Here is a 25,767-nt window from a genome sequence, read left to right as displayed (position 1 = left end):
TAAACAAACACCTTAATTCGGCCCCGTCCTGCCTTGCCTGGTGGTCGTGGCCAAAGACAGGGTCGACGAGGTGAATTCCGTCGATAGGATGCCGCCATGAACGCCCTGATTCGACTGACCCGCCAAGACGACGCACCCGCACTGCCCGATATCGAGCGATCGTCGGGAGAGGCATTTCGCACTGTTTCCGAGCTGGCCTGGATTGCCGACGACGATGTGCAATCCGTTGACGCACATCTCGATTTCGTTCGCGCCGGTCTCTCCTGGGTCGCGGTCGATGATGGCGATCGTCCGCTCGGCTTTCTCTGCTCTGAGATCATCGACGACGCCCTGCATATCTGGCAACTCGCGGTGTTGCATGATCGACAAGGCCTTGGGCTCGGGCGTGCCTTGATCGCAGCCGCCGTCGCCCATGCGCACGAACGATCGCTTGGCGCGGTAACGCTGACCACCTTCCGCGAACTCGCATGGAACGAGCGCTTCTACCGAAAGCTCGGGTTCGTGACGCTTGAAGCCGATGCGCTCGATGCCGATGCAAGGCTTACGCAGACCCTTGCGAAGGAGGTTGCCTGCGGCTTGCCGGCGGAGCGGCGCTGCGCAATGCGCCTGACGCTCGACGACGGACAGCCCGACGGCGACAACGAGCCCCCGGTTCGGTAATCGCGAAGCTGTTTTCTCCGCCGGCTAACGCCTGACGGCAACGACCTGGCCGCGGTTGAATTGCGAGACCCTGACGCGACCGGACTGATTGCCGCCCATCACCTGCGCGGTCGATTTCGACAGGGCGGAGAGGATGCCGACATGATAGCTGCGCCCGGTGCGCACGACGATAACATCGCCGGGGCGGGCATAGGAGAGCTTGACCGGCGCGCCGAAGCGCAGCCATGAGCGGGCAATGCCGAAACTTTGCGGTGGCGTTCGGCCCGACTTCCGGGCAATCAGGCCCATGAAGTGGCCGCACCAGGGGGTGCGGGCCGGGTTGATGCCGAGTGCGGTGCGTAGCCGCCTGTTGTTCTTGACTTCGTGCATGCCGTTATATTGCTGGGCCTGGGCCAACATGCCCGCCGTGGCCACATCCGGTGTCAGAAGCGCGACATAGGCAGCCGCGAGAAACGCCAGGACCTTCATGGTCAGGTCTCCTTGCCAAGTTGTTTGGTGCGTGCATCCCGGATGTGCCTGGCGATCGCCGAACACTGCCCCCGGTTTTCATCTGCATCGATCACTGTTTCGGGGGATATCGGCGGCAAGCGCCTGCGCGTTGCACCTTGAACGCAGCATCAGCGCGCCGGCGAACCGCGATGAAACGCGGTGCCAACTTCACGGCGATTGCCGTCGGAGTGTGGTATTCCCCTGCCTGTCCCGTCGGACGGTGCGCGGACTTTTGCGCACTGTCTGGTGCAAAATTGTGGCAAAGGGCAAAAAGAGAGAATTTTCGTGCGTAATCTAACTCGTTTGGGTTAGATATCGTCAACATTTACGACTAATACGCGTTGTTTTTGTGTTTAAGCGGTGTTCGTCAGACGGTTCGCTCGCCGTTGAGCGGCACTTGCTGCCTTAATTGAGGCGGCAATTTCAGCGGCGGCCCACCGCGATCAAGCGGGAATTGCGATGCAAGTGGGCGGAATTGACATCCTCCGCCCGAGCCTGGGGGGCTCAGAGGCAGCCAGTTGGATGGGGCGTGGCAGGTTGCGACGGAGTGAGGCGCCGCAATCGTTCTGTTGTGGCTGCCTTCGCGTGCGAACGTCGCCAAAAGCCGGATCTATGAAAAAGCTCTCAGCACATTGGCCGGGTCGATGCGGCGTGGGCTGTTGCAAACACGATGTCGGAGCTTGTCAGAAGGAGGCCAGCAGGACCATTCTGCCGGACCGATTCGCGCCTTCGAGGGTCCTCATGTCGTTCGCCATCAACCCGGCTTATCTCTGGCCGATCCTGCTGCTGCTGATTTCCAACGTCTTCATGACGTTTGCCTGGTACGGGCACCTGAAATACACCTCATCGCCACTTTACATGGCGATCGCCGCAAGCTGGGGCATTGCCTTCTTCGAGTATTGCCTGGCCGTACCTGCCAACCGCATCGGCCACGAGGTCTATTCGGCGGCGCAGCTGAAGACGATGCAGGAGGTGATCACCCTCCTGGTGTTCGCGGCGTTCTCCGTGTTCTGGCTGAAGGAGTCGATCGGCTGGAATCACCTCGTCGGCTTCTCCCTGATCGCCATCGGCGCCTCGTTCATCTTCAAGGGCTGATCGGCGAGAGTGCCGGCAGTGCGTGCAGTCGACACCCTATCCCCGGCCGAACAATCGGTCCAGGATCTGCCCTTCGAGCCTGGCGGTTTCGGCGCTGCCGTGGCGGCGGGGGCGGGCGAGCGGGATCGGTAGATCGAGCGCGATGCGGCCCTCATCGACAACCACGACACGGTCGGCAAGTGCCACGGCCTCGGCAACATCGTGCGTCACGAGCACCGCGGTAAAGTTCTGTTGCTGCCAGATGCGCTCCAGCAGTTGCTGCATCTCGATGCGCGTCAGGGCGTCGAGCGCGCCAAGCGGTTCGTCGAGCGCCAGGATGAACGGGTGAGCGACGAGCGCCCGAGCAAGCGCCACCCGTTGCTTCTGCCCTCCCGACAGCACCGACGGCCACTCCTCTGCGCGGTCGGCAAGCCCGACTTCGTCAAGGATCTTCAACGACAGATCGCGGGCGACTTCGCCCTTGGCGATGCCTGTCAGCCCGACCTCGACGTTGCGGCCGATCCGCGCCCAGGGAAGCAGCCGCGGCTCCTGGAACATGATGCGGCTTCGACGATCGGGCGCGCTGCCGACGGGGATGGTCAAGGTGCCGCTCGTTGGTTTGTCGAGCCCGGCCAGGATGCGCAACAACGTACTCTTGCCGCAGCCGCTCTTGCCGATGACCGCAACGAACTGCCCTTCGGGCACGTCGAGGTCGATGCCGTCGAGCACGGTCTTGTCGCCGAAGCGCTTGCCGATGCCCTTGAGCGAGAAGGCGAGAGGCGGGGCGGGCGAAAGCTGTGGCAAGGGGGCGACGCGGCCGGTCTCTGGCGCATCGACGCGGTCACGCTCTTGCTCGTGTTTCGGGTGAAGGGCGATGACGGACATCGGATCGTTCCTCTCTTCTCTTTTCCGGGCCTGCGCCGGATCAGGCCGGCTGGAAGGCCGGGTGCCATTGCAGCGTCAGACGCTCGAGCAGCCTGGCGAAGCTGTCGGCGAGCTTGCCGAGCAGCGCGTAGATCAAGATCGACAGGATGACGACATCGATCAGCAGGAATTCGCGCGCCTGCATCGCCATGTAGCCAAGGCCGGAGGAGGCCGCGATCGTCTCGGCGACGATCAGCGTCAGCCACATGATGCCGAGCGCATAACGAAGGCCGACGAAGATGGCCGGCAGCGCACCGGGCAGGATGACGCGCAAGAAGAGCTGGCGCTTCGACATGCCGTAGATCCGGCCCATCTCCAGGAGTTGGGGGTCGACACCCTGGATACCGAGCAGCGTATTGACGTAGATCGGGAAGAAGACGCCGAGTGCCACGAGGAACAGCTTGGCTTCCTCGTCGATACCGAACCAGAGAATGACCAGCGGGATCAGCGCCAGATGCGGAATGTTGCGCACCATCTGCAGTGTGGTGTCGGTCAGATCCCGGCTCAACCGTGACAGGCCGTTGGCAAGCCCGAAGGCAAAACCGATCGAGCCGCCGATGGCAAAGCCCGAGAGCGCCCGCAAAGTGCTGACGCCGATGTTTTCGGCAAGTTCGCCTGATGCCAGCAGGCGGATGAAGGCTGCAAGCACTGCGGAGGGTGGCGCGATCACGCTTTCCGAAATCAGACCGGTGCGGGAGGCGGCTTCCCAGGCGAGGATCAGGACGGCGGGCAGGAGCCAGCCTGCGAGATTTCGCGCAAGTGTGTTCGTTGCGGTCTTCGCCATGGCTCAGGTCCTTGTTCGCTCGCAGCCTCAAGTCTTCGCGGCGCCGGCGCCGAAACTTTCGTCCCGACGCCGGCCGGTTTTCGCCTTGGGAGGCAGAGGGATCAGTTGCCCGGTGCGGTCCAGACCGCATCGGAAATGGTGATCTGCTTGGGGATCAGCCCGAGCTTGAAGAAGCGGTCGGCCGTCTGCTGCTGGCCGGCGACGATGTCGTCGGTGATCGGGCCGATCGAAAAGACCGTGCGGTTGGCGGCGATCGTCTGGGCTTCGAGCGGCACACCGGTCACCTCGTGGAGTGCGGCTGCGACCTTGTCGCGGTTACCATCGGCCCAGACCGCGGCATCCTTGAGCGCGCCGATTGCCGACGTGATGGTCTCGGCATGGCTGGCGGCAAAGTCGCGATTGGCGAGGAAGTAGGTGTTGACCTTGAGGGTTTCCGCCGAGGTCGTCAGGATGCGCGGCTTGTAGCGTGTTTCGGCAATGGCGAAGAACGGATCCCAGACGGCCCAGGCATCGATCTTGTCGCTGGCGAAGGCGGCTGCCGCATCGGCGGGGCTCAGGTAGACGGGCGTGACGTCACCAAAGCCGATGCCGGCTTTTTCCAATGCCGCGACGACGAGATTGTGGGCGCTGGTGCCCTTGCCGACACCGATCTTCTTGCCCTTGAGGTCCGCCAGCGACTGGATCGGCGAATCCGGCTTGACGAAGATCGCCTCGCCCTTGCCGTTCGAAGGCAGGGCCGCGGCATAGACGATCGCCGAGCCGGCCGCCTGGCCGAAGATCGGCGGCGCGTCACCGGTCCAGCCGGCATCGATGGAGCCGACGTTCAAGGCTTCGACCAGCGGCGGTCCGGCGGTGAATTCCACCCAGGATACTGCAACGCCTTTCGGCTCCAGCGCCTTTTCGATGACCTTTTGCTGCTGGGCGACGACCGGCAGGCCTGTCTTCTGGAAGCCGATACGGAATTCCTTCAGGTCTTCGGCCATGACGCCGAAGGAGGCGAGCACCGCGGCAGTGAAGAGGCCGGTGCCGAAAAGCCGTCTGGTCAGTTTGAACATCTGTCCCGCTCCTGTTTTCTGGAGGGCCATGGGCGCCGTCCTTGTGAACTGGGATCAGTGTAAAAGAAGATCATAAAATTTATGGAGTTTGTTTGTTTTGTTGTCGGCGTGCTTTGCGAAACGCTTTTGCGGCTGAGCCCGGCGGTGCGGGAATAATCGTCATCCGGTGGCTGCGGTTCGGCATTTGCAGGGCGAAGGCTTGCCGGCGCTGAAGGCCGATCTGGGGCTTCCCGTTTTCTGGCCGGTTCTCGCATTCTTCTGGCCGGGCGCGACAATGACGCCTGAGAGGCGCCGGTGCTACTTCCATGCCGGAAGACAGAAGCCGGGACGTTCCCGAAGAGGCAAGGAGCTGATCATGTACGTTGATGCCACCGCGTTTCCCGAAGTTTGGATGGATTTCACTCATGGCACAGGCCAGACCATAGACGAGGTCCTGGATGTCTATACAGGCCTGCTTGCGCGCGGCGCGCCCTTCGTCTTTCTCGGTGAAGGCGGTGATGTCGAGGGCGACAAGGACGCTCATGCTGTGGCAGACAGGAAGAAGATCTCCCTCTGGATGAAGCGGAACAAGACGCCGATCACGGCTCTGGTGCGGGCGATGATCTACATCGAGCCGAATACCTCCAAGCGGATCGCGGCCCGGGCTTTCGCACTGGTCTACGAGAAGTTCTGGGGGTATCCGATGTTCGTTGCCGCTTCCAGGGACGAAGCGAGCGCCATGATCCGCACCGTGCTGCCGAGCGCGCCCGAAGCGGATCCGGAGCAGGGCGCCGCTCAATCCATGGTCTGAAAATTTCACCGGGGTGCCATGCTGATCACCGCCTTGCCAACGCAGGACTTCGAGCCGGACGACAGCGCCCGGCCGATCGCGGCCGCCGGTTTCACGCTATTGACCGAAGGCGGCGAAATGCCCTGGCACCGCCATCGGCGGGCGCAGGTGTTCTACAACGACAGTGGTCTCATTACCTGCGAGACGGAACAGGGTGTCTGGGTCATCCCGCCTCATGGTGCGATCTGGATCCCCGGTGGCCTGCTGCACAGGTCGCGCTGCGCAGGAGAGATGACCGGAGTCGCGCTGTTCGTCGAGCCGGACGCGATCGACCGATTGCCTGATGTCTGCTGCAGTCTGGCCGTGTCGCCGCTTCTGGCAGCACTTCTCATGCGCGCGGTGACGTTGCCCGCGCTTTACGACGAGGAGGGCATTGACGGATGTTTCGTCCGACTGCTTCTCGATGAGCTCGCGCATTCCCCTATTGATGAGGTTCACTTGCCGCGCCCCGCCGACACACGCCTGCGGCTGATGACGGATGGCATGCTGGCCGATCCTGCCGACCGCCGCACCCTTGCCGAATGGGCCGGTCATATCGGGATGAGCGAGCGCAATCTGCGACGGCTGTTCCCGCAGGAAACAGGAATGAGCATCGGCCATTGGCGGCGGCAGATGCATGTCGTCACCGGCGTGCAACTGCTCGCCCACGGTCTATCGCTGCAGTCTGTCGCCCATGAACTCGGCTATGAAAGCGCCAGCGCCTTTGCGGTCATGTTCAAGAAGATGACGGGCAAACCGCCGGGCCGATTTCTCGCCGAGCGCCAGCCGCAGCGTGGCGCGCCGACGGATTGACCGTCGCAGCCTGCCGCCGTTCAGCGAGCCGCACGGCAAGCCCTGAAATGACGGGCGATGAGATGATCGATCGAAGCGCGGCCGGGGCCGCCGGCGATGATGACGAGCAGGCAGACCGCCCAGGTCCCGTGTGTCGGCCAGGCATCGGGGTAGACGAAGATCTCGATCACCGCAGTCATGCCGAAAAGCGCCAGCGCTGACATCCGGCTGGCGAAACCGATCACCAGCAACAGCGGGAACAGGTGTTCGGCGAACGCCGCCGCATGGGCGGCAAGCCACGGATCGACCAGCGGCAGCCGGTATTCGTTCTCGAAGAGATAGACGGCACTGTCGGTCACCTGCCAGCCATCGACCTTGGTCTGGCCCGATCGCCAGAAGACGGCGGCGATCGACAGGCGCGCAATCAGCGCGACGACATCGTGCGGCACGCGGTCGAGCAGGTCTCGCACGGAACAGATTTTGCCGACGATGCCCTGCTGGGTGTCCGGTGTCATGGTCATTTCGTTCTGCATGGTCCTCACTCCTGTCAGTGGAAAGCAATGAACGCGCCGGTTTGCAAGGCGCCAGCGAGGTTGGCCGAAAGGTCGAATGCGGAAGCATTCTCGATCGCATGCTCGACGGCGGTAGCAAGGCGTTCTCCGCTTGCCAATGCCTGGAGGAAGACCGCGCCGCCAGGCGGCATGCGCCGGACCTCGACCGTCATGTGCGGCCGGGCCACCATTGCGTCTTCGGCCGTCCAATCCTCGATGGAACGCAATTCGGCTTCGCCCGCATTCATCGCCCAGATGGTGACGAGAGGGTGCGGCGACCTCAGGATGCTCAGCGAAGGATGCGGGACGAAGACAAGGTCGGCGAGCCGCTCCGGCGGCAGGGCTGCAAGCTTCGCGGCGTCGAGCGGTGCGACGTCGGCGGCGTGATAGGCCTTGCCGCGCGCCGCCTCCAGCCGAATAACATCGGGCAGGTAGGCAATGTCGTTCGCCGGTTCGAACCGCTCGACGAAATCGGCGAAGTCGTCGCCGTAGGACAGCAGTAATGGCGAGCGCGGCGGGTGGACGCGGATGAACTCGGCGGCCATCGCCGAGAAGAATGCTTCCCCGACGATCGTCTGGGCGGCAGGGAAGCGTGAGGCGATCGCCCCTGTCAGACCCACCACGACATTGTTGCGATAGACGGCGAAGCGACGCTGCGGCTGCAGCCCGTTCCAGGCGGTCAGCCCCGGCGGAACGGCAACGGCCGGGTCGGCCAAGGCCGCCGCAAACCGCGTCTGGGTGCAAAGGGACATGGAGATCTCCTTCAGGCGGCGCGACGCTTGTTTGTGTTTTTGAGAATCTCGTCGGCGGCCTGCGCTTCGGCGCTGAGAACCGACCAGGCGGGCACGTCGTTGTCCCATTCGATCAGGGTCGCGACCGGCCCGATGCGTGCGATCAAGGCGGCATAGAGGGCCCATACCGGATCCTTGACCGGCGTATCGTGGCTATCGATCAACAGCGGCGCACCCGCATCGTCGACCGTTTCGGAGTGGCCGCTCAGATGGATTTCGCTGACGGCTTCCACCGGGAAACGAGCGAGGTAATCGCCTGGGTGCATATGGTGGTTGGTCGAGGCGACGAAGACATTGTTGATATCAAGCAGCAGCCCACAGCCGGTGCGCCTAACAACTTCCGTGAGGAACTCTGTTTCTTCCAGCGTGCTTTCGGCAAAGAGCAGATAGGTGGCCGGATTTTCGAGCAGCATCTGACGTTTCAGCGTTTCCTGCACCTGGTCAATGTGGTCGGCGACCGACGCCAGGGTCTGGTCGGTATAGGGCAGCGGCAGCAGGTCGTTGAGGAAGACCCTATCGTGTGTCGACCAGGCGAGATGCTCAGAGAAGCTCTCCGGCTCGTAGCGATCGCAGACGATCTTCAGGCGTGAGAGATGCTCCCTGTCGAGCGGCTGAACCGAGCCGATCGACAACCCGACGCCATGGATGGAGAGCGCGTAGTCTTGACGCAGCTTGCCGAGTTGTGCGTGCGGCGGGCCGCCGGCGCCCATGTAGTTTTCGGCATGCACCTCAAAAAAGCCGATCGGCTGGGGTTCCGCATTGATGGCGGGGAAGTGCTCGGGCTTGAAGCCGACACCGGCACGGCGCGGAAGATCGGAGAATTTCATTCGGATTGCTCCTCTGGTTGCGGGACGGCGGCGCAGCACCTGCGCCGCCGTCTTGTCGGATATCGGCGATCCGGGGGCCTAGGCTGGCGCCGGGCCCTGCGTCAGCGAGCCATGGCCATTCGGCGTCTTCATCGCTTCGCATGTGCCGGCGGGAACGAGCTTCCAGGCGTTCTGCTGGTGATCGATCTTGGAGGTCCCGGCGCAGGTCGTGCCGGGTCCCGCGGCGCAATCATTCTGGCCCTTGAGGGCCACGCCGTAGCACTTCTCCTTTGTCGCATCGGCGGCCGAGGCCGGGACGCTTGCGACGAGAGACAGCGCGGTTGCGACTGAGGCGGCAAAGACGCTTGCGGATATCTTGTTCATGATGCTGTTCAGTCCTGAATCTGTTGAGGGAGGCTTGCTGTCGACCGGATCGTGTGATCAGGCCGGCATCAGCATGCCGTGGCCGTCAGGGGTCTTCATCGAGGTGCAGGTTCCAGCCGGCACCAGCTTGAAGGAGCCCTTGTCGAAATCCATCGTCGACTTGCCGGCGCAATCATGCTTGCCGGCCGCGCAATCGTTCTGGCCCTTCATTGCAACGCCGTAGCACTTTTCGTTGTTTTCGGCGGCGAAGGCGGCCGGCGCAGCTATAGTGGCAAGGGCCGAAGCGAGCGAACCTGCGAGCGCCAGAGTAGCGATGCTGTTTTTCATGGAACTGTCTCCGTTGGTGGTCGGCCGTGATTGGCTGACACTTGGGCTACGGAGGCGGGGTGCCGTTCGTTACATCGCGCTTTTCGATTTTTTTCGCGCCGTGCGCTTGCAGTCTTTCCGATTGCAAGGGAAAACGCAGGCGAACCAAGGCTTTCCGGCGATTCAGAAATATTTCTTCTGCGCTCGGTAACAAAAACGTGTGCCGGTTCGTAGAGGATGATGTCGGGTGAATGCTTCGACGCGTGAGCAGGAATGGGCAGAGTGGATGCGCAGCGCCATGAAGGGCGATACGCAGGCCTACCATCGCCTTCTCTCGTCGGTGACCCCGCATCTGCGCGCCATGGCGCGCCGGCGCTGCGATCAGTTCGGGGCGCCTGCGAGCGAGGCGGAGGATGTGGTGCAGGAGGTGCTGCTGGCCGTCCACCTCAAGCGCGCAACGTGGGATCCGGATCGCCCGATCGGTCCATGGCTGTCGGCGATCGTGCGCAACAAGCTGATCGACAGCCTGCGGCGCCGGGGTCGTCACGTGAATGTACCGATCGAAGATGTGATTGCGACATTGGAGGCGGAAGAGCAGGGTGATGGGCTGGGCCGGATGGATGCGGTCAACATGCTGGAGCGCCTGAAGGACCCGCAGCGTGATATCGTCCGCTCTATTTCGCTTGAAGGTGCAGGTGTGCGCGAGACGGCCGATCGGCTGAAGATGAGTGAAGGGGCGGTGCGCGTGGCGCTGCACAGGGCGTTGAAGTCGTTGGCAGCCCTCTATCGGAGTGAGACACGTGAAGACGAATGACCTGATCAGCCTGCTCGCAGAGGACGCGCCCGTGGGCATGCGGCTTGGCCGTATGCTGGCGCTTGCCCTCGTCGCAGGGGGCGTCGTGTCCGCTCTGGTTCTCCTGTCGACGGTCGGTGTCCGCCCCAACCTGGCAACAGCTATCGAGACGGCGCGCGTCCTGTTCAAGATCGGCTTCACGCTGGTTCTCGCCATTGTCGCGTGCCGTCTCGTCTTCCTTGTCGGACAGCCCGGGCGATCACTCAAGGCACGTGGATTTCAACTTGCCGTCCCTGGCCTTCTTCTCGCAATTGCGGTTGTTTCCGAGCTCCTGGTGCTGCCATCGCAGGCTTGGACGGCGAGTTTGATCGGCAGGAATGCCGGCTTCTGCCTGTTCTTCATTCCGGTGCTGTCGCTGGCGCCGCTCGCCGGCTTCCTGATCGTCCTGAGGAATGGCGCGCCCGACAACCCCGGTCTTGCAGGTGCGTCGGCGGGCCTTGCCGCCGGCGCCATTGCCGCCTTGCTCTATGCGTTTCACTGCCCTGATGACAGTCCGCTGTTTCTTTCGGTCTGGTACTCGATCGCTGTCTTGCTCGTAACCGCAGCCGGCTATTTCGTCGGGCGGCGCTGGCTGCGCTGGTAGTCGCTCTCAATCCAGGAGATCGAAGGCTCGGTACATCCAGACCAGCTGGTAGGCCACCGCGCCGATGAGGAAGGCCGCATGGAAGCGTCGGTTCGGCGTCCAGGCGGCGATCATGCACAACACGATGTAGGTGACGTTGCGCATCGGGTATTCGAGCCCGTAGGAGGCGAAATAGGCCTTGCCCTTCAGCGCCGTGTCGACGAGGTCGACGGCGAAGGCCAGCGCCAGAAAGCCGAAGAACCACTTTCGCCGCGACATGAAGTAGTGCTCGTAGTCGCTGTAATCGTCGAGCGTGGTCGGAAACAGGAGCACGCAAAGAAAGAAGAAGACGCAGCAATAGAGGATGACGAAGAGGTAGACGGTGACGTCGAGAACGGGCAGGGCGTGGAGGTGGAATTCCCACCACCAGAAATGCACGAGGAAGACGAACATGAACAGGACCCAGCCGAGATGGATCCAGTAAACCCGGGTCTTTCCCGGGTGCTGTACGAAGAGCGCAAGCCCGCTTAAGAGCCGAGCGAGGCTGAGGCTGACGACCATGCCCATGACGACCCGGATATGCGAAAAGATCGCCGGATCAGGCTGGGTCGGGTCCACGGTCGTTCCTCCTCTTCCGTCTATTCCGCCGGTACCACCTTTGGCTTGCCGTTCTCGTCGAGCGCGACCATGACGAAGATGGCGTCGGTCACCTTCTCCATCAGGTGCGAGAGATAACGCTGCGCCCAGGCCTCGACCTTGAGCGTCATCGAGGTGCGTCCGACCTTGACGACGTCGGTGTAGATGCAGAGCGTGTCGCCGATCTTGACGGGAAGCGCGAAGGCCATTTCCTTGACTGCCGCTGTCACCACGCGGCCGCGGGCCCGCTCGGCGGCGCGAATGCCGCAGGAAAGGTCCATCTGCGCCATCACCCAGCCGCCGAAGATGTCGCCGGCGGCATTGGCGTCGGCGGGCATGGCCAGTGTGCGCAAGGTCAGTTCGCCGGTCGGTCTGGTGTCTGCAGTCATCCCTGTCTCCCTCGTGTCCTAGGAGATGTAGCGCATGGTTGCTTCTTCAGGGAAGTGCGCCGTCAGACAAATCGCGCGAGGTGGACGATCACGAACTTCACTTCTTGCGAAGATGTTAATGGAGGTCTGTGAAATTTAGGGATCGTTTGTTAGGGGCTTTGCAAAGAGCCACCCCTATCCTGCACGCTTCTACTGGAGGCAGGGGACTGGGGATGAAGAGATTCAGGATTTCGGTGCGGCTCTATGCGCTCGTCGCATTCGCACTTTTGACCATGGCGGCGGCGCTGACGTTTGGCCTGTTTCAGGCGCAGGACAAACTCGTCGGCGAACGCAAGGCGATGCTGTCGGCCATGAACGAAAATGCCGTTGCAGTGTTCGACGCCTATCACAAGCAGGAAGTGGCCGGCACGCTGTCGCGCGAGGACGCGCAGAAGCGTGCGCTCGAAGCGGTCAAGGCGATGCGCTACCAGGGCAGCGGCTATTTCTGGATCAACGACATGCATCCGACGATGATCATGCATCCGATCAAGCCGGCGATGGATGGCAGCGACCTTACCGCCAACAAGGACCCGAACGGCAAGCATCTGTTCGTCGAGTTCGTCAAGACGGTCGAAAAGGACGGGCAGGGTTTCGTCGATTACTACTGGCCGAAGCCGGGCGCAGAAGAGCCTGTGCTGAAATATTCCCATGTCGCCGGATTCAAGCCCTGGGGCTGGGTGGTGGGCACCGGCGTCTATTCCGACGATCTTACGGCGATGTTCCGCGAACGCGCCTGGCAGGTGGCCGGCATCCTTCTTGCCGCAGCCCTTGCGATCCTGATGGCAGCATTGGCGATCGTGCGCAGCGTGGTCAGGCCGGTCGAGAAGCTGAAGGCATCGATGCGATCGATTGCCGACGAGGATCTCTCCTCGGACGTGCCGGAAACCGACCGTGGCGACGAGATCGGCCAGATGGCCAAGGTTCTCGTGGTCTTGCGCGATTCGGTGCATGAGCGGCTGGAACTGCGTTCACGCGAAGCCGAGCAGCAGGACAGGCTGGAATCGGAGCGTCGCGGCAACGAACAGCGCCAGCGGGCAACCGCCGATGCGCAGGCCGACGCGATGGAAACGGTGGGGGCAGCGCTCGAGCTGCTGGCAAGCGGTGACCTGACGGCTGAGATCGGCCACATCGCCCCGGAATATGGAAAGTTGAGGCAGGACTTCAACACTGCGGTTGCCGCCCTTCGCGACGTCATCGGCTCGATCTCGCATTCGACCGAGATCGTCACCGCCAGCGCCGGCGACATTTCGGAAGCGGCCAACAACCTGTCGCGCCGCACCGAGCAACAGGCGGCAGCACTCGAAGAGACGGCAGCGGCCCTCGACGAGATCACCTCGACCGTGCGCCATTCCTCCGACCGGGCCAACGAAGCGCGCAACATGGTCGATGAGACCAAGGCGAGTGCGGCGAAATCCGGCGGCATCGTGCGCAACGCGATCGACGCCATGGGCCGGATCGAGACGTCTTCGAGCCGGATCAGCCAGATCATCGGCGTGATCGACGAGATTGCCTTCCAGACCAACCTTCTGGCGCTGAACGCCGGCGTCGAAGCAGCACGGGCAGGCGAAGCCGGCCGTGGCTTTGCGGTGGTGGCGCAGGAGGTGCGCGAACTGGCACAGCGTTCTGCCGGCGCCGCCAAGGAGATCAAGGAACTGATTGGCACATCGGTGCGCGAAGTCGGCGCCGGCGTCGAGCTGGTGCGCTCGACCGGCGATGCGCTGACCGAGATCGAAGCGCTGGTCAACCGCGTCAACGAGCAGGTTGCCTCGATTGCAACGGCGGCCCGCGAACAGGCGACGGGCCTTGCCGAGGTCAATACCGCCGTCAACAGCATGGACCAGATGACCCAGCAGAACGCGGCGATGGTGGAGGAGACGACGGCTGCAAGCCAGACGCTTGCAGCCGAGAGCCGCGAATTGAAGATGCTCTTGACCAAGTTCCGCCTGCAGGAAACGTCTCGGCAGGCCGCCTACGGCCGTGCTGCCTGAAACGGTATCCGACGATTGATGAAGGGCCTGCCTGCGAAAGCACGCGGGCCCTTTGCCGTCTCGGGCGTTCGCCGGGGCGTGCCATGGGATCGGAAGCGTGGATGCGGTGCTGAAGGCTCGAACTGCGCGCGCACGTTGAGCCATCGAGCCCTGTTCAATCGGTTGTGTGTCGGGGACGAAGCGGGCTTGACCAAAACTTGTGCGGGGTTAGATACGGTTGGACGGGGAGCGGAATGATGCGGCATGTCGCCGGGTCGGCGGCTACCGGTACTCTCCAGGGGATATTCATGGCGCTTCTTAGACTCCTTTTCACCCGGCCGGGGGCGGCTATTCTTCTGGCATTCGGATTTCTGTCAGCCTGTACCGTCGTGGTCGATGAGCCGCGGCCCGGCCCGGGGCCGATCCGCCCGCCGATGTGCACGATGGAATATGCCCCGGTTTGCGGCGAGCGTGGCAATCGCACGCGCACCTTCTCGAATTCGTGCCAGGCGCGGGCTGACGGCTTCAACGTGATCCACCGCGGAGAGTGCCGCCCGGACAACCGTCCGCCCGAGCGCGAGCCGCAGGTCTGCACGCGGGAATATGCGCCTGTGTGCGGCCAGCGCGGCCGCCAGCAGCAGACGTTCTCGAACGCCTGCATGGCGCGTGCCGACGGCTTCCGCGTGGTTGCGCCCGGCGAGTGCCGCCGCGACGACGACCGTCCGCCGCAGGGCCAGTTCTGCACCCGCGAATATGCGCCGGTCTGCGGCCAGCGCGGCAACCGGATTCAGACCTTCCCGAACTCCTGCGAAGCTGGTGGCGCCGGCTTCCGGGTCGTGCACCCCGGTGAGTGCCGCTAAACACGCGTAAACCTCAGGATCGCTAAAGGCCCGCGCAGAGCAATCGACGCGGGCCTTTTTGCGCCAGTGCGCTTTTGGTTGTCTCCCTGGCGTGAATTGCGGCGAGGTGCAGCATATTTCATTCTTCAATTTTGAGGTCCGCGGGCCGTGGGTACACAGGCCTTTGTGGCCATGAGACCGGAAAGGTTTCGCCACCGGACCTGCCGGATGTTGGGAGCCGCACGCAAGGCTTCATTTACTGTGTTTGCATAAAATGCATCGCAAATCGGCCTTTTTCGGCGGTGTGCCCGGCTTGCGACACAGGTAGCCTGCACCGTTTTGACGTCGATTGTGTGCGGCGATGTCGTTGATATCGTTCTGGATGAAGGCGGCAAATCGGTATGGCGTATGTTCCCACTCTCCATCGTCCGTTGACGGCGTTCGTGCTGTCGATCTCGCTTGTCGCCTGCACGACCGATGCGCTGACGCCGTCTGCGCGGATCGATAGCGGCGAACGCGTCGGCGCGATCAGCCCCGTTCCGGTCGATGCCGTACCGGAACAGGAGGTTGCGGCCTATCCTTCAGGGGACCCGGTTTCGACGTTCAGCAACGGCAACGGCAGAACCGTGCCTGCGGCGACCCATCAGCCGACCCGGCGTGCCTTGCCGATGATCGATAGCGAAGAGGCGGCGCTCTCCGGTGCCCAGCCGGCCAATACCGGCTCGACCGCCATTCCTTCCGAAGGCGTCAACATGGATGCGATGCTTGGCGTTCAGCCCGTGGTCGGGCTGGCGGAGGAGCAGAACAACGAGATCGCCGAGGGCAACGCCAGCCAGCCTGTGGTCGGCGGCATCGGCGAGGACAATGTCCGCCAGCTCGGCAGCCCGCCACAGACGCTGAACGAGGCGCAGGCGAGCCTTGGCGGCGACCCGGATCTGCCGCCTTTGACGCCGGAGCAAATTTCCGCCGAAGAGGCACAGCGTCGTCGCGCCTTCGAGCGCCAGCAGGCAATGCAGCGCGCCCAGGAACCGCAGGAGGTGGCGATGCTGCCGCGGGCACGCAATCCGCTATCGGAGCCGGAATCGCAGTTTAACGGCCAGATGCCGCGCTCGGAAATTGCCTGCCGCCAGCGCTTGCGCAAGCTCGGGGTTGAGTTTCGCGATATCCCGCGTATCAGCAACGGTCCATCCTGTGGCATCGACTATCCGATCCAACTCAGCGGTCTCTCCGGAGGCATCGACGTCAAGCCTGCGGTCAAGCTCAACTGCGAAGTGACTGAAGCCTTCGCCAAGTGGGTGAAGTACGAACTGGCGCCATCGTCGCGCTACCGCTACTGGTCCGGCGTCAAGACCATCAAGCCGCTCGGCGGTTATTCCTGCCGCACGATGAACTCGCGCCGCGGCAACCCGATGTCCGAACATGCGCATGGCAACGCCATCGACGTCGGCAAGTTTGTCTTGAAGAACGGCAAGGAAATCGACGTGCGCAAGAAGGGATTCTTTGCCTTTCGCGAAAAGGGTCTGTTGAAGGCGGTGCGCACCGACAGCTGCAAATACTTCAACACGGTTCTCGGCCCGGGCAGCGATCCCTTTCATAAGGATCATTTCCATTTCGATCTGAGGACCCGCAAGACCGGTTACCGTCACTGCGATTGAGGAGCGCTTGCGCCGCTACAGCGCCGCGCGCCGAATATGGCGCGCTAAGGACGCTGTAACACTATAAATTTACTGCATAATTTCTCCCCAAATCGATTCCGATTTAAGGGATTATGCAGTCAGGTCGTGAGCCGGCAAAAAAAGAGGCCGGCGGGGGAGCCGGCCGACGTCCGGAGAAGAATCCCCGGAACCAAAGCGATGCGTGCAAATCACGTGGCGAGCGCGCCGCGTGCCACGCCAAACTGATTGAAAAGCATCACCGTTTCGTGACAGAACTGCCGTGCCGGCGGCCGTATCGTGTTTCTTCGCCGGATTCCCACTGTCACGATCGGAGCAGCCGTGCCGCCGGTTTCGGAACTGATGATGTTTGCCCTGGCGCTGGCCGCCGCAGGTGTGGTCGCCGGGCTGCTTGCCGGTCTTTTCGGCATTGGCGGCGGGGCGATCCTCGTTCCCGTTTTCTACCAGGTGTTTGGATTGCTTGGTATCGATGACGCCGTTCGCATGCATCTTTCGGTCGGAACGTCTCTCGCCATTATCGTGCCGACCTCTGTGCGATCCTTCCTGTCGCACTACAAGCGGGGCGTCGTCGACATGGCGCTGTTGCGAAACTGGACCGTCGCCGTGCCGCTTGGCGCCATCCTGGCGTCGGTCATCGCAGCGTCCGTCAGCAGCGGAACGCTTCGGCTGATCTTTGCGGTGATCGCACTTGCCGTCGCCTTTCGCATGCTGTTCAACCGCGCAAGCTGGCGGCTTGGCTCCGACCTGCCGCGCAATCCGGTAAAATGGTTGGTCGGCGTCGCGATCGGCATCCTCTCTGGCCTGATGGGCATCGGCGGTGGTGTGCTCAACAACACCTTCATGACGCTCTATGGGCGCCCGATCCATCAGGCGGTCGCGACCTCGGCCGGCGTCGGGGTGCTGATTTCGATCCCGGGACTTTTTGGCTACGTCTGGGCCGGGTGGGGCCTGCCGGGGCTGCCGCCGCTTTCAACCGGCTTCATCAACTGGATCGCTGTCGCATTGATCATCCCGATCACATTGCTGGTGGCGCCACTTGGCGTGCGCGCCGCTCACGCCATGAACCGGCGTCAACTCGAGACCGGATTCGGCATCTTCATGATTTTGATTGCGGCACGATTTCTCTACAGCCTGTACGGGTAAAGCGTTTTCGCGTCACGGATTTTAGCCTGACCTTATGGTTTCTTTCCGTGCGCACACCAACTCAAGCGGGTATCTCTTCAGCGACGCACGGTTGTAGCGAACTGTTTTTGCTATATGATTTTTTGTGTTCGCGTTGAAGTGCGTCGGCGCGCGGTGGTAACGCGTTTGTGTTTCGTCTGACATATGAATAAGTAATACCATAATATATTAATTCGTATAACAATCATGGATTGAGTCCCGGTTTGTTCCGGGCGCTTCTTTTGGGTCTCCACTCACTCCTAGGCACGACAGGAGGAAAGCATGGGTACTGTTATGCGATTTCCAGGGGTGCGTGCCGACATGACGGCACACGCCACCGAAGTGTCACTGATCCTGCGCACGCTTGCCAACCGCAACAGGCTGCTGATCGTCACCACGCTTCTCGAAGGAGAACATTCCGTGGCGGCACTGGAGGAATTGCTAGGGATCCGCCAGCCGACGCTTTCGCAGCAATTGACCGTCTTGCGCGATGCCGGCGTCGTTTCGACGCGACGGCAGGCCAAGCAGGTTTTCTATCGCCTCAGCCATGATAAGGTCGGGCGGCTTGTAGGCACGCTCTGTCAGATCTTCTGTCGCGAAGGCGCGAAAAAATGAATGAATACTGGAATGCGCTTGCCGGAGGCCTGCTGATCGGGCTCTCGGCGGCGATCCTGATGGTGGCCAACGGTCGCGTGGCCGGCATCAGCGGAATTGTCGGAAGGCTGTTGCAGGGTGTGCAGGCCGCAACCGGGTTTGTTTTCGTTGTTGGCCTGATCTCGGGGCCGGTAATCTACCGTCTTTTCGCTGGCGCCTGGCCTACGGTCACCGTCACATCCTCCTGGCCACTGCTGATGATTGCCGGACTGCTTGTCGGCTTCGGCTCACGCATGGGCTCGGGCTGTACCAGCGGTCACGGTGTCGTCGGTCTAGCCCGGCTTTCCCGCCGGTCTGTCGCGGCGGTTGCCACGTTCATGATCGCGGCCATCGCCACGGTCTATCTCCAAGGTTTCTTCCCATGAGCGGCAGTGCCTTCCTGCGGTTGGGCGCAACGCTTGTGTCCGGCGTCATCTTCGGCATTGGTCTGTCGCTTTCCGGCATGCTGGATCCGGCTCGGGTTCGCGGCTTTCTCGACGTCACGCGTGACTGGAACCCGAGCCTTGCTTTCGTGCTGGGCGGCGCGGTCGTCGTGTCGGCGCTCGGGGTTCTCGTGACGCGACGCATGCAGCGGCCGTTGCTGGATGATGCCTTTCACCTGCCACAGAACCGTGTGATCGACCGCCGCCTCATCGTCGGTTCGGCGATTTTTGGAGTTGGTTGGGGCCTGGTCGGTCTTTGCCCCGGTCCGGCGGTCGCGTCGCTTTCGCTCGGGTTGCCGGCGACGATGCTCTTCGTCGTCGCCATGCTCGCCGGCATGGCGCTGCACGACCGGCTGCCGCGCATCGGTGCGCGTCGGCAAGGCGAGGGCGCGCTTGCCCTGCGGGCAGACGGCGGCCGGTTGTCGGAGCGTTGACGCTTCGTCACCTTGTTTTTTCCATCCGGTAGGCTGCAAATTGCGGTGAATCGTCCCATATAGGCGTGACCTGCCGACTTCGCCCCCCGCATCCGGATCAGCTTCATGGCGCCTATCGTTTCAGTTTCCAATCTGTCGAAAACCTATGCTTCGGGTTTCAAGGCGCTGAAAGGCGTCAGCCTCGATATCGAGCAGGGGGAAATCCTCGCCTTGCTCGGACCGAACGGGGCCGGCAAGACCACGCTGATCTCGATCATCTGCGGCATCGTCAATCCGAGCGGTGGCACCGTGCTGGTCAACGGCCATGACGTCGTGCGCGACTTTCGCGAGACCCGGTCGATGATCGGCCTTGTGCCGCAGGAACTGACCACGGACGCATTCGAAACGGTCTGGAACACCGTCACGTTTTCGCGCGGGCTGCATGGCAAGAAACCAAACCCGGCCCATATCGAAAAGGTGCTGAAGGATCTGTCCCTGTGGGACAAGAAGGACAACATGCTGCGCGAGCTCTCCGGCGGCATGAAGCGGCGCGTGCTGATCGCCAAGGCGCTGTCGCACGAACCACGCGTGCTCTTCCTCGACGAGCCGACGGCCGGCGTCGACGTCAGCCTGCGCAAGAGCATGTGGGAAGTCGTCGAACGCCTGCGCGCCTCGGGCGTCACGATCATCCTGACGACGCATTACATTGAAGAGGCGGAAGAGATCGCCGACCGCATCGGCGTCATCAATGGCGGCGAAATCCTGCTGGTTGAGGACAAGACGGCGTTGATGTCGAAGCTCGGGCGCAAGCAGCTCAGGGTGGACCTGTCGCATCCGTTGGACGCCGTGCCGGACACGCTCTCCGCCTACAACCTGACGCTCGAGGGCGATGGCCATTGTCTGATCTACGACTATGACACCAGCGCCGATCGCACGGGCATAACTTCGCTGTTGGCGGCGCTCGCCGAGGCGGGCGTGCGCCTCAAGGACATTTCCACGCGGCAAAGCTCGCTGGAGGACATTTTCGTCGAGATCGTGGGAGCCGGACGATGAACATCGAAGCGATCAAGTCGATCTACTTCTTCGAGATGGCGCGCACGCGGCGCACGCTGCTGCAGAGCGTGGTGTCGCCGGTGATTTCCACGTCGCTCTATTTCATCGTCTTCGGTGCGGCGATCGGCGCGCGCATCCAGGAGATCAACGGCGTCTCCTATGGCGCCTTCATTACGCCCGGCCTGATCATGCTGACGCTTCTGACGCAGTGCATCGGCAACGGTTCCTTCGGTATCTATTTCCCGAAATTCACCGGCACCATCTACGAGGTTCTGTCCTCACCTGTGTCGATGATCGAGATCGTGCTCGGCTATGTCGGGGCGGCGGCGACCAAGGGGTTGATGATCGGCACGATTATTCTTCTGACAGCTTCGCTGTTTGTCGACCTTTCGATCGCCCATCCGCTGGCAATGATCTTCTTCTTCGTGCTGACAGCCGTGTCGTTCAGCCTGTTCGGCTTCATTATCGGTATCTGGGCCAAGGACTTCGAGCAGCTGAACTTGATCCCGATGCTGGTGATCCCGCCATTGGTGTTCCTTGGTGGCAGCTTCTACTCGATCGACATGCTGCCCCCGTTCTGGCAGGCGGTCAGCCACTTCAACCCGGTGCTTTATCTCATCAGCGGCTTCCGCTGGAGCTTCTTTGAAGTGTCTGATGTCAACCCGGTCGTCAGTGCCGTGATCATTCTGGTTTTCCTGACGGTCTGCCTGTCGGTGCTCGCCTGGATCTTCCGCACCGGTTACCGGCTGCGCAACTGACGGCGGGACCGAGCGATATCAGGCGGGCGGGCTGCCTGTGCCATAAACGATAGCGGCGCCGGCAAGCAGAATGGCGAGCAGTGCCTGAAGCAACGTCCAGATGACGCGCAGGACGGCGCCTGTCGTCGATAATCCAAGGTCTGTCTTGAACCAGCGTGTCTCGACGATCACGTACCACACGAATGCGGCAAGCACGCAGGCGAGACCGGCGACAAGCGCTGTGTGGCTTTCCGTTCGGGTGAGTAGCATGCCGACGCTGAGCACGAGCGCAAATGGGGCGGTGACGTAGCACTGGCTATAGAAGGGTGCCCGCAGCGTATCACGGGTGAGCCGCGCGCCTTTATGGCGGAGCAGCTTCACCGCCATCAGCAGGGGCAGAATGCTGAAGGCGACGGCGCGAAACATCAGAAGATTGGAATCGTTTGCGAGCAGCGGCGGCGGTGCCCAGGGCGTCGTTTGATTGACCAGGCTGAGCTCGACGCCGTGGGCGAGCATGAGCGTGATCAGCAAAAAGAGCGGCGGGCTCAGCGTCTCGGTGTATTGCTCCGAGACGTCGTCCGTCAGCTCCATGTCTGCATAGTGCATCATGGCCTGCGGCTGGCGCAGCGTGCGCCACATCGTCAGCGGATAGAACAGCAGCCACGACACAAGTTCGTAGAGAAGCTCTTCGATCGACTTCAGCAAGCGCATGAAATCCATGCGGCGACTCCTTGAGCAACGATCTGCGGAAATTCGCACGGCGGTATCGCCAACATGCACGAAGATGCGTCTGCCGCAAATTCCGGTCAGTCGCGCAGTCGAAGTTCGTCGGTGCGCATCTGCAGGAAGTCGAGCGTCGACAGGAAGCTCATGCCGAGCAGGCTCTGGTCGAGCTTGCCTTCGGCGGCGACCGTCGCGCGGATGTCGTGGCGCACAATCGGGCCGATGGCGACTTCGGAGAGCAGCACGGGCGCGGCCATCGCCTGACCGTTGGCGGTCATGACCGTCATCGTGTAGCTCAGGTTCGCCGGGTCGAGACCAATCCGCTCGGCATCCTCGAAGGTCAGCGCGATGCTGCTGGCGCCAGTGTCGACCAGCATGTTGATCTCCTGGCCGTTGACCGCAGCATTGGTCTCGAAATGGCCGTTGATCATCTTTTGAAGCACCACTTCCTGGCGACCCTCGCTGTCGGTGATGACTGTCGCGCGACCGGGTATCAGGCCGGAAAGGACCCGGTTGCCGAAGCCTTGCAGCTCGAAGCGATAGACATAGGCCGAGACGAGGGCGAGCACGATGAGCAGCCAGATTGCCGCCTGCCGGGCGCCTTCACCAAAGCGGCGACGGCTCTGCCAGATGCCGGCGCTCAGCAAGGTGGCAATTGCACCGAGCGAGACGAGCTGGCCGAAATCGTCATTCGCAAGGCCAAAGGTGCGGCCGGCGTCGTGGTTGACGATCAGCAACAAAAGGCCGATCGCCAAGATCGAGAGCAGGATCAGAAGGCGTGTCATGCGTCGCCGCGTTCCCTGGCCATGCGCGTGCGGCGCGTTTCGCGGCGCGGCTTGCGCTCCATCGTTTCGAGCCTTGCCGGCAGCGACAGCATGATCGCCCGGCGCTCGGCGTCGGTGTAAAGCGACCAGGCGCCGACCTCGTTGCGCGTGCGACCGCAGCCGAAACAGTAACCGGTCTTGTCATCGATGGAACAGACGAGAATGCAGGGAGTTTCCATGGTCCTGAACTGAAGGTCCCGGGTTGCGGCGGCGCGGGCCGGTGTTGTTTCGACTGATTATATCGGCTTTTCAAACCGTCAGTGCAAGGGCGCTGAGAACCGCGATTTCGGTCAGTTGCTGGGTGGCGCCGATCGTATCGCCGGTATGGCCGCCGATCTTGCGGTTGGCGAGGCGGCCAAAGACAGCAACGGTTGCGATGACGGCGACAAGCGACAGGACGAGCGCCGGCGCTGGGGCCTTGGCAAAATAGAAAAGCAGCATGGCGATGAGAAATCCTGAGCCAAGTGCGAACGAGGTGGCTGCCGGATCCGGTTCACCGGCCGAGGCTGCGACACCGTCGCGGCGGGCCGGCGGCAGGCGCGACCAGTGCCAGACCATGGCCGCACGGCTGAGGGCTGCGGCACCAAGGATCATCATCCCGGCACCCGTCGGCGTGAACAGCGGCAGGAAGGAGGCGAGCGCCGACACGCGCAGGCCGAAGGAGAGGATCAGGGCGACCGCGCCATAGGAGCCGATGCGGCTGTCTTTCATGATGACCAGCGCCCCCTCCCGATCACGCCCGCCGCCGAAGCCATCGGCGGTATCGCTGAGCCCGTCCTCGTGCAGGCAGCCGGTGACGAGCGCCTGCACGGCGACGACCAGGAAGGCTGTGAAGAGGGAGCTGACCTGCAGCGCGATCAGCAACGAGGCAACGGCGGCCGCGGGCAGGGCGATCAGCAGGCCCGCCAGCGGAAAGGCGCGAACGGCACGGTTCAGCCGACCGTCGTAATCGACGAAATGGCGTTGCGGCATATGGATGCGGCTGAGGAAGGCGACCGAGCGTGCTAGATCGTCACAAAAGTCGCGAAGATAGGTCATGGCCCCTCCAGTCCCGGCCGCGCCGAATCGACGCGCGTTCGGCGGATCATGCGCCGGCGACGCGGATTGGCGCAAATGTCGTTGCCCCAAATTTCCTCGCCCTCTATGAGGAGCGTGGATTGAACTTCACGATATGCAAGGATTCTTCTCCATGAGCGCCAGCGGCCTCCCGTTTGATGATTTCCGCGAATTGCTGCGCAACCTGCCGGGCCCCAATTCGGCCGCGCTGGTTGCCGCGCGCGATCGCGATGCGCAGCTGACGAAGCCGCCGGGCGCGCTCGGGCGCCTGGAAGAGATCGCCTTCTGGCTCGCCGCATGGACCGGCAAGCCGCCGGCGGTCAACCGGCCGCTCGTTGCCATCTTCGCTGGCAATCACGGCGTCACCCGCCAGGGCGTCACACCCTTTCCGTCGTCGGTCACGGCACAGATGGTCGAGAACTTCGCCGCCGGTGGTGCCGCGATCAACCAGATCTGCGTCAGCCACGACCTTGGCCTGAAGGTCTTCGACCTCGCGCTCGACTATCCCACCGGCGATATCACCGAGGAGGCTGCCCTTTCCGAGCGTGACTGTGCCGCCACCATGGCCTTTGGCATGGAAGCCGTCGCCGGCGGCACCGACCTGTTGTGCATCGGCGAGATGGGCATCGGCAACACGACGATCGCTGCGGCAATCAATCTCGGTCTTTACGGCGGTACTGCCGAAGACTGGGTCGGCCCGGGTACGGGCTCGGAGGGCGAGGTTCTTAAGCGCAAGGTCGCCGCCGTCGAAAAGGCGGTTGCGCTGCACCAAAGCCATTTGTCCGATCCGCTGGAGCTGATGCGCCGCCTTGGCGGTCGTGAAATCGCGGCCATGGCCGGTGCCATCCTTGCGGCGCGGATGCAGCAGGTCCCCGTCATCCTCGACGGTTACGTGGCGACGGCTGCCGGCGCGATCCTCAAGGCCGCCAACCCGACTGCGCTCGACCATTGCCTGATCGGCCACGTCTCGGGCGAACCCGGTCACATGAAGGCGATCGAGAAACTCGGCAAGACACCGCTGCTGGCCCTTGGCATGCGCCTTGGTGAGGGCACGGGTGCAGCCCTTGCCGCCGGCATCGTCAAGGCGGCTGCGGCCTGCCATAGCGGTATGGCGACGTTCGCGCAGGCGGGCGTCAGCAACAAGAACTGAGCAGGAAACGGCGGGCGTTTGAGTAAAGGCCCGCCGTTTGCTGTCGATTGGCTGTCGCCAGCCTCTCTCTTGCCCGTAACGGGCCTTGCTGGCCGCATTCTTCTCGCCTATCCAGAGGCGCACATGCACGCCGCAGCCACCTGCGGGCGACCACTGCAACCGAGACCGCCTTGCATTCGCCTCAATAACGATGTCGAAGCAGCGCAGTTTTACAGCCAGTCGAGATGAAATGGACGCCAACAACACCACGCCCCGCCGCGGCCAGACCGGACCGGTCGAAAAACAGACGGGGATCCGCCATCTGTTCGCAGCTGCCAGCTATTCGCTTGGTGGCGCCAAACGGCTGATCGGCGAGGCGGCGTTCCGGCACGAGCTGATCGCCTTTGCGGTGGCCATGGTCGCGTTCGTCATCGCCGGCGCCACCTTCTTCCAGTACATCGCCATGGCGATCCTGTTCCTGTTGATGATGGCCTTCGAGGCGATCAACACCGCGATCGAAGAGATCGTCGACCGCGTCTCGCCGGAAATTTCCGAGATGGGCAAGAATGCCAAGGATCTCGGCTCGTTCGCCTGCCTGTGCCTGATCGTCGCCAACGCAGTCTATGCCGGCTACGTGGTGATCTTCGTCGGCTTTTTCGGCTGAGCGATATCAGCCGTTCGGTCTGGCGCGATAAAGCACGTGCGGCCGCAGCGGGTTGCCTACGGGCACGGTCGCATCGTCGAAATCCTCGGCCGGGTCGCTAAGCATTCCAAGCTTTTCCATCAACGCCCGCGAGGGATCGTTGATGCGTGACGTGTAGCCGATAACTTCAGTCAGACCGAGCCTTCTCCAGGCATGCTTGAGGCAGGCGCCGGCCGCTTCCAGAGCATAGCCGTTGCGCCAGTAGGGCCGTCCGAGGATCCAACCGATCTCGATATGCGGACCACCGGGGATTTCGTCGCCGGCGATGGAAAGACCCAGGCCGCCGACAAGGGCCGCATCGGTCTTGCGCTCCAATGCTACGAAGGCAAAGCCATGCTGGCGCAGGTGAGCATCGCATTCAGCAATGACATCTGCTGTCTCTGCTGGCGTGAGGATGCTCGGATAGTAGTAGCGACGAACTTCCGGGTCGGCATTGATGTCGGAAAAGGGTGCGACATCGCGCTCTTGCCAGGGCCGCAGCCGCAGGCGCTCGGTTTCAATCTGCATGGA

33 protein-coding genes are annotated in these 25,767 nt (G+C 62.6%); 17 read left to right on the top strand and 16 right to left on the bottom strand.

The window, feature by feature from the left end:
- Positions 1-96: 96 nt before the first annotated feature.
- Positions 97-660 carry a GNAT family N-acetyltransferase gene (locus LPJGGPFB_RS12480; RefSeq protein ID WP_173420195.1) on the top strand — a complete coding sequence of 188 codons (564 nt, stop codon included), beginning with the start codon at positions 97-99 and terminating at the stop codon, positions 658-660.
- 24 nt (positions 661-684) lie between these two features.
- Here LPJGGPFB_RS12480 and LPJGGPFB_RS12475 read toward each other — a convergent pair whose 3' ends face one another.
- A complete protein-coding gene (locus LPJGGPFB_RS12475) occupies positions 685-1,128 on the bottom strand; it encodes a TIGR02594 family protein (RefSeq protein WP_173420194.1) in 444 nt (147 codons plus the stop codon).
- 762 nt (positions 1,129-1,890) lie between these two features.
- Here LPJGGPFB_RS12475 and LPJGGPFB_RS12470 point away from each other — a divergent pair.
- Complete coding sequence (locus LPJGGPFB_RS12470; protein WP_077503757.1) at positions 1,891-2,244, top strand: DMT family protein; 354 nt, start codon at positions 1,891-1,893, stop codon at positions 2,242-2,244.
- A 36-nt stretch (positions 2,245-2,280) separates the two neighbouring features.
- On the opposite strand, the gene LPJGGPFB_RS12465 is transcribed toward LPJGGPFB_RS12470, so the two are convergent.
- From LPJGGPFB_RS12465 to LPJGGPFB_RS12455, 3 genes are all read right to left on the bottom strand, one after another.
- Complete coding sequence (locus LPJGGPFB_RS12465) at positions 2,281-3,108, bottom strand: ATP-binding cassette domain-containing protein (RefSeq protein WP_173420193.1); 828 nt, start codon at positions 3,106-3,108, stop codon at positions 2,281-2,283.
- 40 nt (positions 3,109-3,148) lie between these two features.
- Positions 3,149-3,931 carry an ABC transporter permease subunit gene (locus LPJGGPFB_RS12460; protein ID WP_173420192.1) on the bottom strand — a complete coding sequence of 261 codons (783 nt, stop codon included), beginning with the start codon at positions 3,929-3,931 and terminating at the stop codon, positions 3,149-3,151.
- A 101-nt stretch (positions 3,932-4,032) separates the two neighbouring features.
- Positions 4,033-4,986 (bottom strand): aliphatic sulfonate ABC transporter substrate-binding protein, encoded by a 954-nt coding sequence (locus tag LPJGGPFB_RS12455; RefSeq protein ID WP_173420191.1) that lies wholly within the window; start codon positions 4,984-4,986, stop codon positions 4,033-4,035.
- Positions 4,987-5,341: 355 nt separating this feature from the next.
- Between LPJGGPFB_RS12455 and LPJGGPFB_RS12450 the strand changes: the two genes are divergently transcribed.
- Both LPJGGPFB_RS12450 and LPJGGPFB_RS12445 read left to right on the top strand, forming a co-directional pair.
- On the top strand, positions 5,342-5,776 hold the full coding sequence (locus tag LPJGGPFB_RS12450) for a hypothetical protein (RefSeq protein ID WP_173420190.1): 435 nt from the start codon (positions 5,342-5,344) through the stop codon (positions 5,774-5,776).
- 18 nt (positions 5,777-5,794) lie between these two features.
- Positions 5,795-6,607, top strand: a complete 813-nt coding sequence (locus LPJGGPFB_RS12445) for an AraC family transcriptional regulator (RefSeq protein WP_173420189.1) — start codon at positions 5,795-5,797, stop codon at positions 6,605-6,607.
- Positions 6,608-6,627: 20 nt separating this feature from the next.
- Here the strand turns inward: LPJGGPFB_RS12445 and LPJGGPFB_RS12440 are convergent, their stop codons facing one another.
- From LPJGGPFB_RS12440 to LPJGGPFB_RS12420, 5 genes are all read right to left on the bottom strand, one after another.
- Entirely contained in the window at positions 6,628-7,119 is a 492-nt protein-coding gene (locus tag LPJGGPFB_RS12440) for a DoxX family protein (RefSeq protein WP_173420188.1), read from the bottom strand.
- 14 nt (positions 7,120-7,133) lie between these two features.
- Positions 7,134-7,889 (bottom strand): HvfC/BufC N-terminal domain-containing protein, encoded by a 756-nt coding sequence (locus LPJGGPFB_RS12435; RefSeq protein WP_173420187.1) that lies wholly within the window; start codon positions 7,887-7,889, stop codon positions 7,134-7,136.
- Between the two features lie 11 nt (positions 7,890-7,900).
- Positions 7,901-8,755, bottom strand: coding sequence for an MNIO family bufferin maturase (bufB, locus tag LPJGGPFB_RS12430; RefSeq protein ID WP_173420186.1), 855 nt, complete (start codon positions 8,753-8,755; stop codon positions 7,901-7,903).
- Positions 8,756-8,833: 78 nt separating this feature from the next.
- Positions 8,834-9,118, bottom strand: a complete 285-nt coding sequence (locus tag LPJGGPFB_RS12425) for a BufA1 family periplasmic bufferin-type metallophore (protein WP_173420185.1) — start codon at positions 9,116-9,118, stop codon at positions 8,834-8,836.
- A gap of 57 nt (positions 9,119-9,175) precedes the next feature.
- Entirely contained in the window at positions 9,176-9,445 is a 270-nt protein-coding gene (locus LPJGGPFB_RS12420; RefSeq protein ID WP_173420184.1) for a BufA1 family periplasmic bufferin-type metallophore, read from the bottom strand.
- A 226-nt stretch (positions 9,446-9,671) separates the two neighbouring features.
- On the opposite strand from LPJGGPFB_RS12420, the gene LPJGGPFB_RS12415 reads away from it, so the two are divergent.
- Positions 9,672-10,238 (top strand): sigma-70 family RNA polymerase sigma factor, encoded by a 567-nt coding sequence (locus LPJGGPFB_RS12415; protein ID WP_173420183.1) that lies wholly within the window; start codon positions 9,672-9,674, stop codon positions 10,236-10,238.
- Entirely contained in the window at positions 10,225-10,860 is a 636-nt protein-coding gene (locus LPJGGPFB_RS12410) for an NrsF family protein (RefSeq protein WP_173420182.1), read from the top strand. The genes LPJGGPFB_RS12415 and LPJGGPFB_RS12410 overlap by 14 nt, the downstream gene beginning before the upstream one ends.
- A 6-nt stretch (positions 10,861-10,866) precedes the next feature.
- On the opposite strand, the gene LPJGGPFB_RS12405 is transcribed toward LPJGGPFB_RS12410, so the two are convergent.
- Positions 10,867-11,400: a hypothetical protein gene (locus LPJGGPFB_RS12405; protein ID WP_210264476.1), complete on the bottom strand. Its 534-nt coding sequence runs from the start codon at positions 11,398-11,400 to the stop codon at positions 10,867-10,869.
- Positions 11,401-11,477: 77 nt separating this feature from the next.
- Entirely contained in the window at positions 11,478-11,864 is a 387-nt protein-coding gene (locus LPJGGPFB_RS12400; protein ID WP_077503744.1) for an acyl-CoA thioesterase, read from the bottom strand.
- A gap of 212 nt (positions 11,865-12,076) precedes the next feature.
- Between LPJGGPFB_RS12400 and LPJGGPFB_RS12395 the strand changes: the two genes are divergently transcribed.
- The 9 genes from LPJGGPFB_RS12395 to LPJGGPFB_RS12355 all read left to right on the top strand — a co-directional run bounded on the left by LPJGGPFB_RS12395 (position 12,077) and on the right by LPJGGPFB_RS12355 (position 20,843).
- Positions 12,077-13,891, top strand: a complete 1,815-nt coding sequence (locus LPJGGPFB_RS12395; RefSeq protein ID WP_173420180.1) for a methyl-accepting chemotaxis protein — start codon at positions 12,077-12,079, stop codon at positions 13,889-13,891.
- Between the two features lie 287 nt (positions 13,892-14,178).
- Positions 14,179-14,730 carry a Kazal-type serine protease inhibitor family protein gene (locus LPJGGPFB_RS12390; protein WP_173420179.1) on the top strand — a complete coding sequence of 184 codons (552 nt, stop codon included), beginning with the start codon at positions 14,179-14,181 and terminating at the stop codon, positions 14,728-14,730.
- A 380-nt stretch (positions 14,731-15,110) separates the two neighbouring features.
- The gene (locus tag LPJGGPFB_RS12385; protein WP_173420178.1) at positions 15,111-16,364 is read left to right on the top strand and encodes an extensin-like domain-containing protein; all 1,254 of its coding nucleotides are present in this window, start codon (positions 15,111-15,113) and stop codon (positions 16,362-16,364) included.
- Between the two features lie 339 nt (positions 16,365-16,703).
- Positions 16,704-17,525 carry a sulfite exporter TauE/SafE family protein gene (locus LPJGGPFB_RS12380; protein ID WP_173421026.1) on the top strand — a complete coding sequence of 274 codons (822 nt, stop codon included), beginning with the start codon at positions 16,704-16,706 and terminating at the stop codon, positions 17,523-17,525.
- Between the two features lie 300 nt (positions 17,526-17,825).
- A complete protein-coding gene (locus tag LPJGGPFB_RS12375; RefSeq protein ID WP_077503740.1) occupies positions 17,826-18,158 on the top strand; it encodes an ArsR/SmtB family transcription factor in 333 nt (110 codons plus the stop codon).
- The gene (locus LPJGGPFB_RS12370; protein WP_173420177.1) at positions 18,155-18,562 is read left to right on the top strand and encodes a YeeE/YedE family protein; all 408 of its coding nucleotides are present in this window, start codon (positions 18,155-18,157) and stop codon (positions 18,560-18,562) included. Before LPJGGPFB_RS12375 ends, LPJGGPFB_RS12370 begins: the two co-directional genes overlap by 4 nt.
- A complete protein-coding gene (locus LPJGGPFB_RS12365; protein WP_173420176.1) occupies positions 18,559-19,053 on the top strand; it encodes a YeeE/YedE family protein in 495 nt (164 codons plus the stop codon). Before LPJGGPFB_RS12370 ends, LPJGGPFB_RS12365 begins: the two co-directional genes overlap by 4 nt.
- Before the next feature lie 105 nt (positions 19,054-19,158).
- Positions 19,159-20,085, top strand: a complete 927-nt coding sequence (locus tag LPJGGPFB_RS12360) for an ABC transporter ATP-binding protein (RefSeq protein WP_173420175.1) — start codon at positions 19,159-19,161, stop codon at positions 20,083-20,085.
- A complete protein-coding gene (locus LPJGGPFB_RS12355; RefSeq protein WP_173420174.1) occupies positions 20,082-20,843 on the top strand; it encodes an ABC transporter permease in 762 nt (253 codons plus the stop codon). The genes LPJGGPFB_RS12360 and LPJGGPFB_RS12355 overlap by 4 nt, the downstream gene beginning before the upstream one ends.
- Before the next feature lie 18 nt (positions 20,844-20,861).
- Here LPJGGPFB_RS12355 and LPJGGPFB_RS12350 read toward each other — a convergent pair whose 3' ends face one another.
- From LPJGGPFB_RS12350 to LPJGGPFB_RS12335, 4 genes are all read right to left on the bottom strand, one after another.
- The gene (locus LPJGGPFB_RS12350) at positions 20,862-21,542 is read right to left on the bottom strand and encodes a permease (RefSeq protein ID WP_173420173.1); all 681 of its coding nucleotides are present in this window, start codon (positions 21,540-21,542) and stop codon (positions 20,862-20,864) included.
- Between the two features lie 86 nt (positions 21,543-21,628).
- On the bottom strand, positions 21,629-22,330 hold the full coding sequence (locus tag LPJGGPFB_RS12345; RefSeq protein WP_173420172.1) for a TIGR02281 family clan AA aspartic protease: 702 nt from the start codon (positions 22,328-22,330) through the stop codon (positions 21,629-21,631).
- Positions 22,327-22,548: a DUF1289 domain-containing protein gene (locus tag LPJGGPFB_RS12340; protein ID WP_173420171.1), complete on the bottom strand. Its 222-nt coding sequence runs from the start codon at positions 22,546-22,548 to the stop codon at positions 22,327-22,329. Before LPJGGPFB_RS12340 ends, LPJGGPFB_RS12345 begins: the two co-directional genes overlap by 4 nt.
- Before the next feature lie 70 nt (positions 22,549-22,618).
- Positions 22,619-23,407 (bottom strand): adenosylcobinamide-GDP ribazoletransferase, encoded by a 789-nt coding sequence (locus LPJGGPFB_RS12335; protein WP_173420170.1) that lies wholly within the window; start codon positions 23,405-23,407, stop codon positions 22,619-22,621.
- Between the two features lie 151 nt (positions 23,408-23,558).
- On the opposite strand from LPJGGPFB_RS12335, the gene cobT reads away from it, so the two are divergent.
- Complete coding sequence (gene cobT, locus LPJGGPFB_RS12330) at positions 23,559-24,575, top strand: nicotinate-nucleotide--dimethylbenzimidazole phosphoribosyltransferase (protein ID WP_173420169.1); 1,017 nt, start codon at positions 23,559-23,561, stop codon at positions 24,573-24,575.
- A 229-nt stretch (positions 24,576-24,804) separates the two neighbouring features.
- A complete protein-coding gene (locus tag LPJGGPFB_RS12325) occupies positions 24,805-25,218 on the top strand; it encodes a diacylglycerol kinase (RefSeq protein WP_173420168.1) in 414 nt (137 codons plus the stop codon).
- Between the two features lie 6 nt (positions 25,219-25,224).
- Here the strand turns inward: LPJGGPFB_RS12325 and LPJGGPFB_RS12320 are convergent, their stop codons facing one another.
- Positions 25,225-25,764 (bottom strand): GNAT family N-acetyltransferase, encoded by a 540-nt coding sequence (locus LPJGGPFB_RS12320; RefSeq protein ID WP_173420167.1) that lies wholly within the window; start codon positions 25,762-25,764, stop codon positions 25,225-25,227.
- Positions 25,765-25,767: the final 3 nt, after the last annotated feature.

The sequence above is a fragment of the Ensifer adhaerens genome (assembly GCF_013283195.1).
Lineage (GTDB): Bacteria > Pseudomonadota > Alphaproteobacteria > Rhizobiales > Rhizobiaceae > Ensifer > Ensifer adhaerens_G.
Note: the sequence above shows the minus strand (reverse complement) of the source record. Positions and strands in the feature narration are given on the sequence as shown.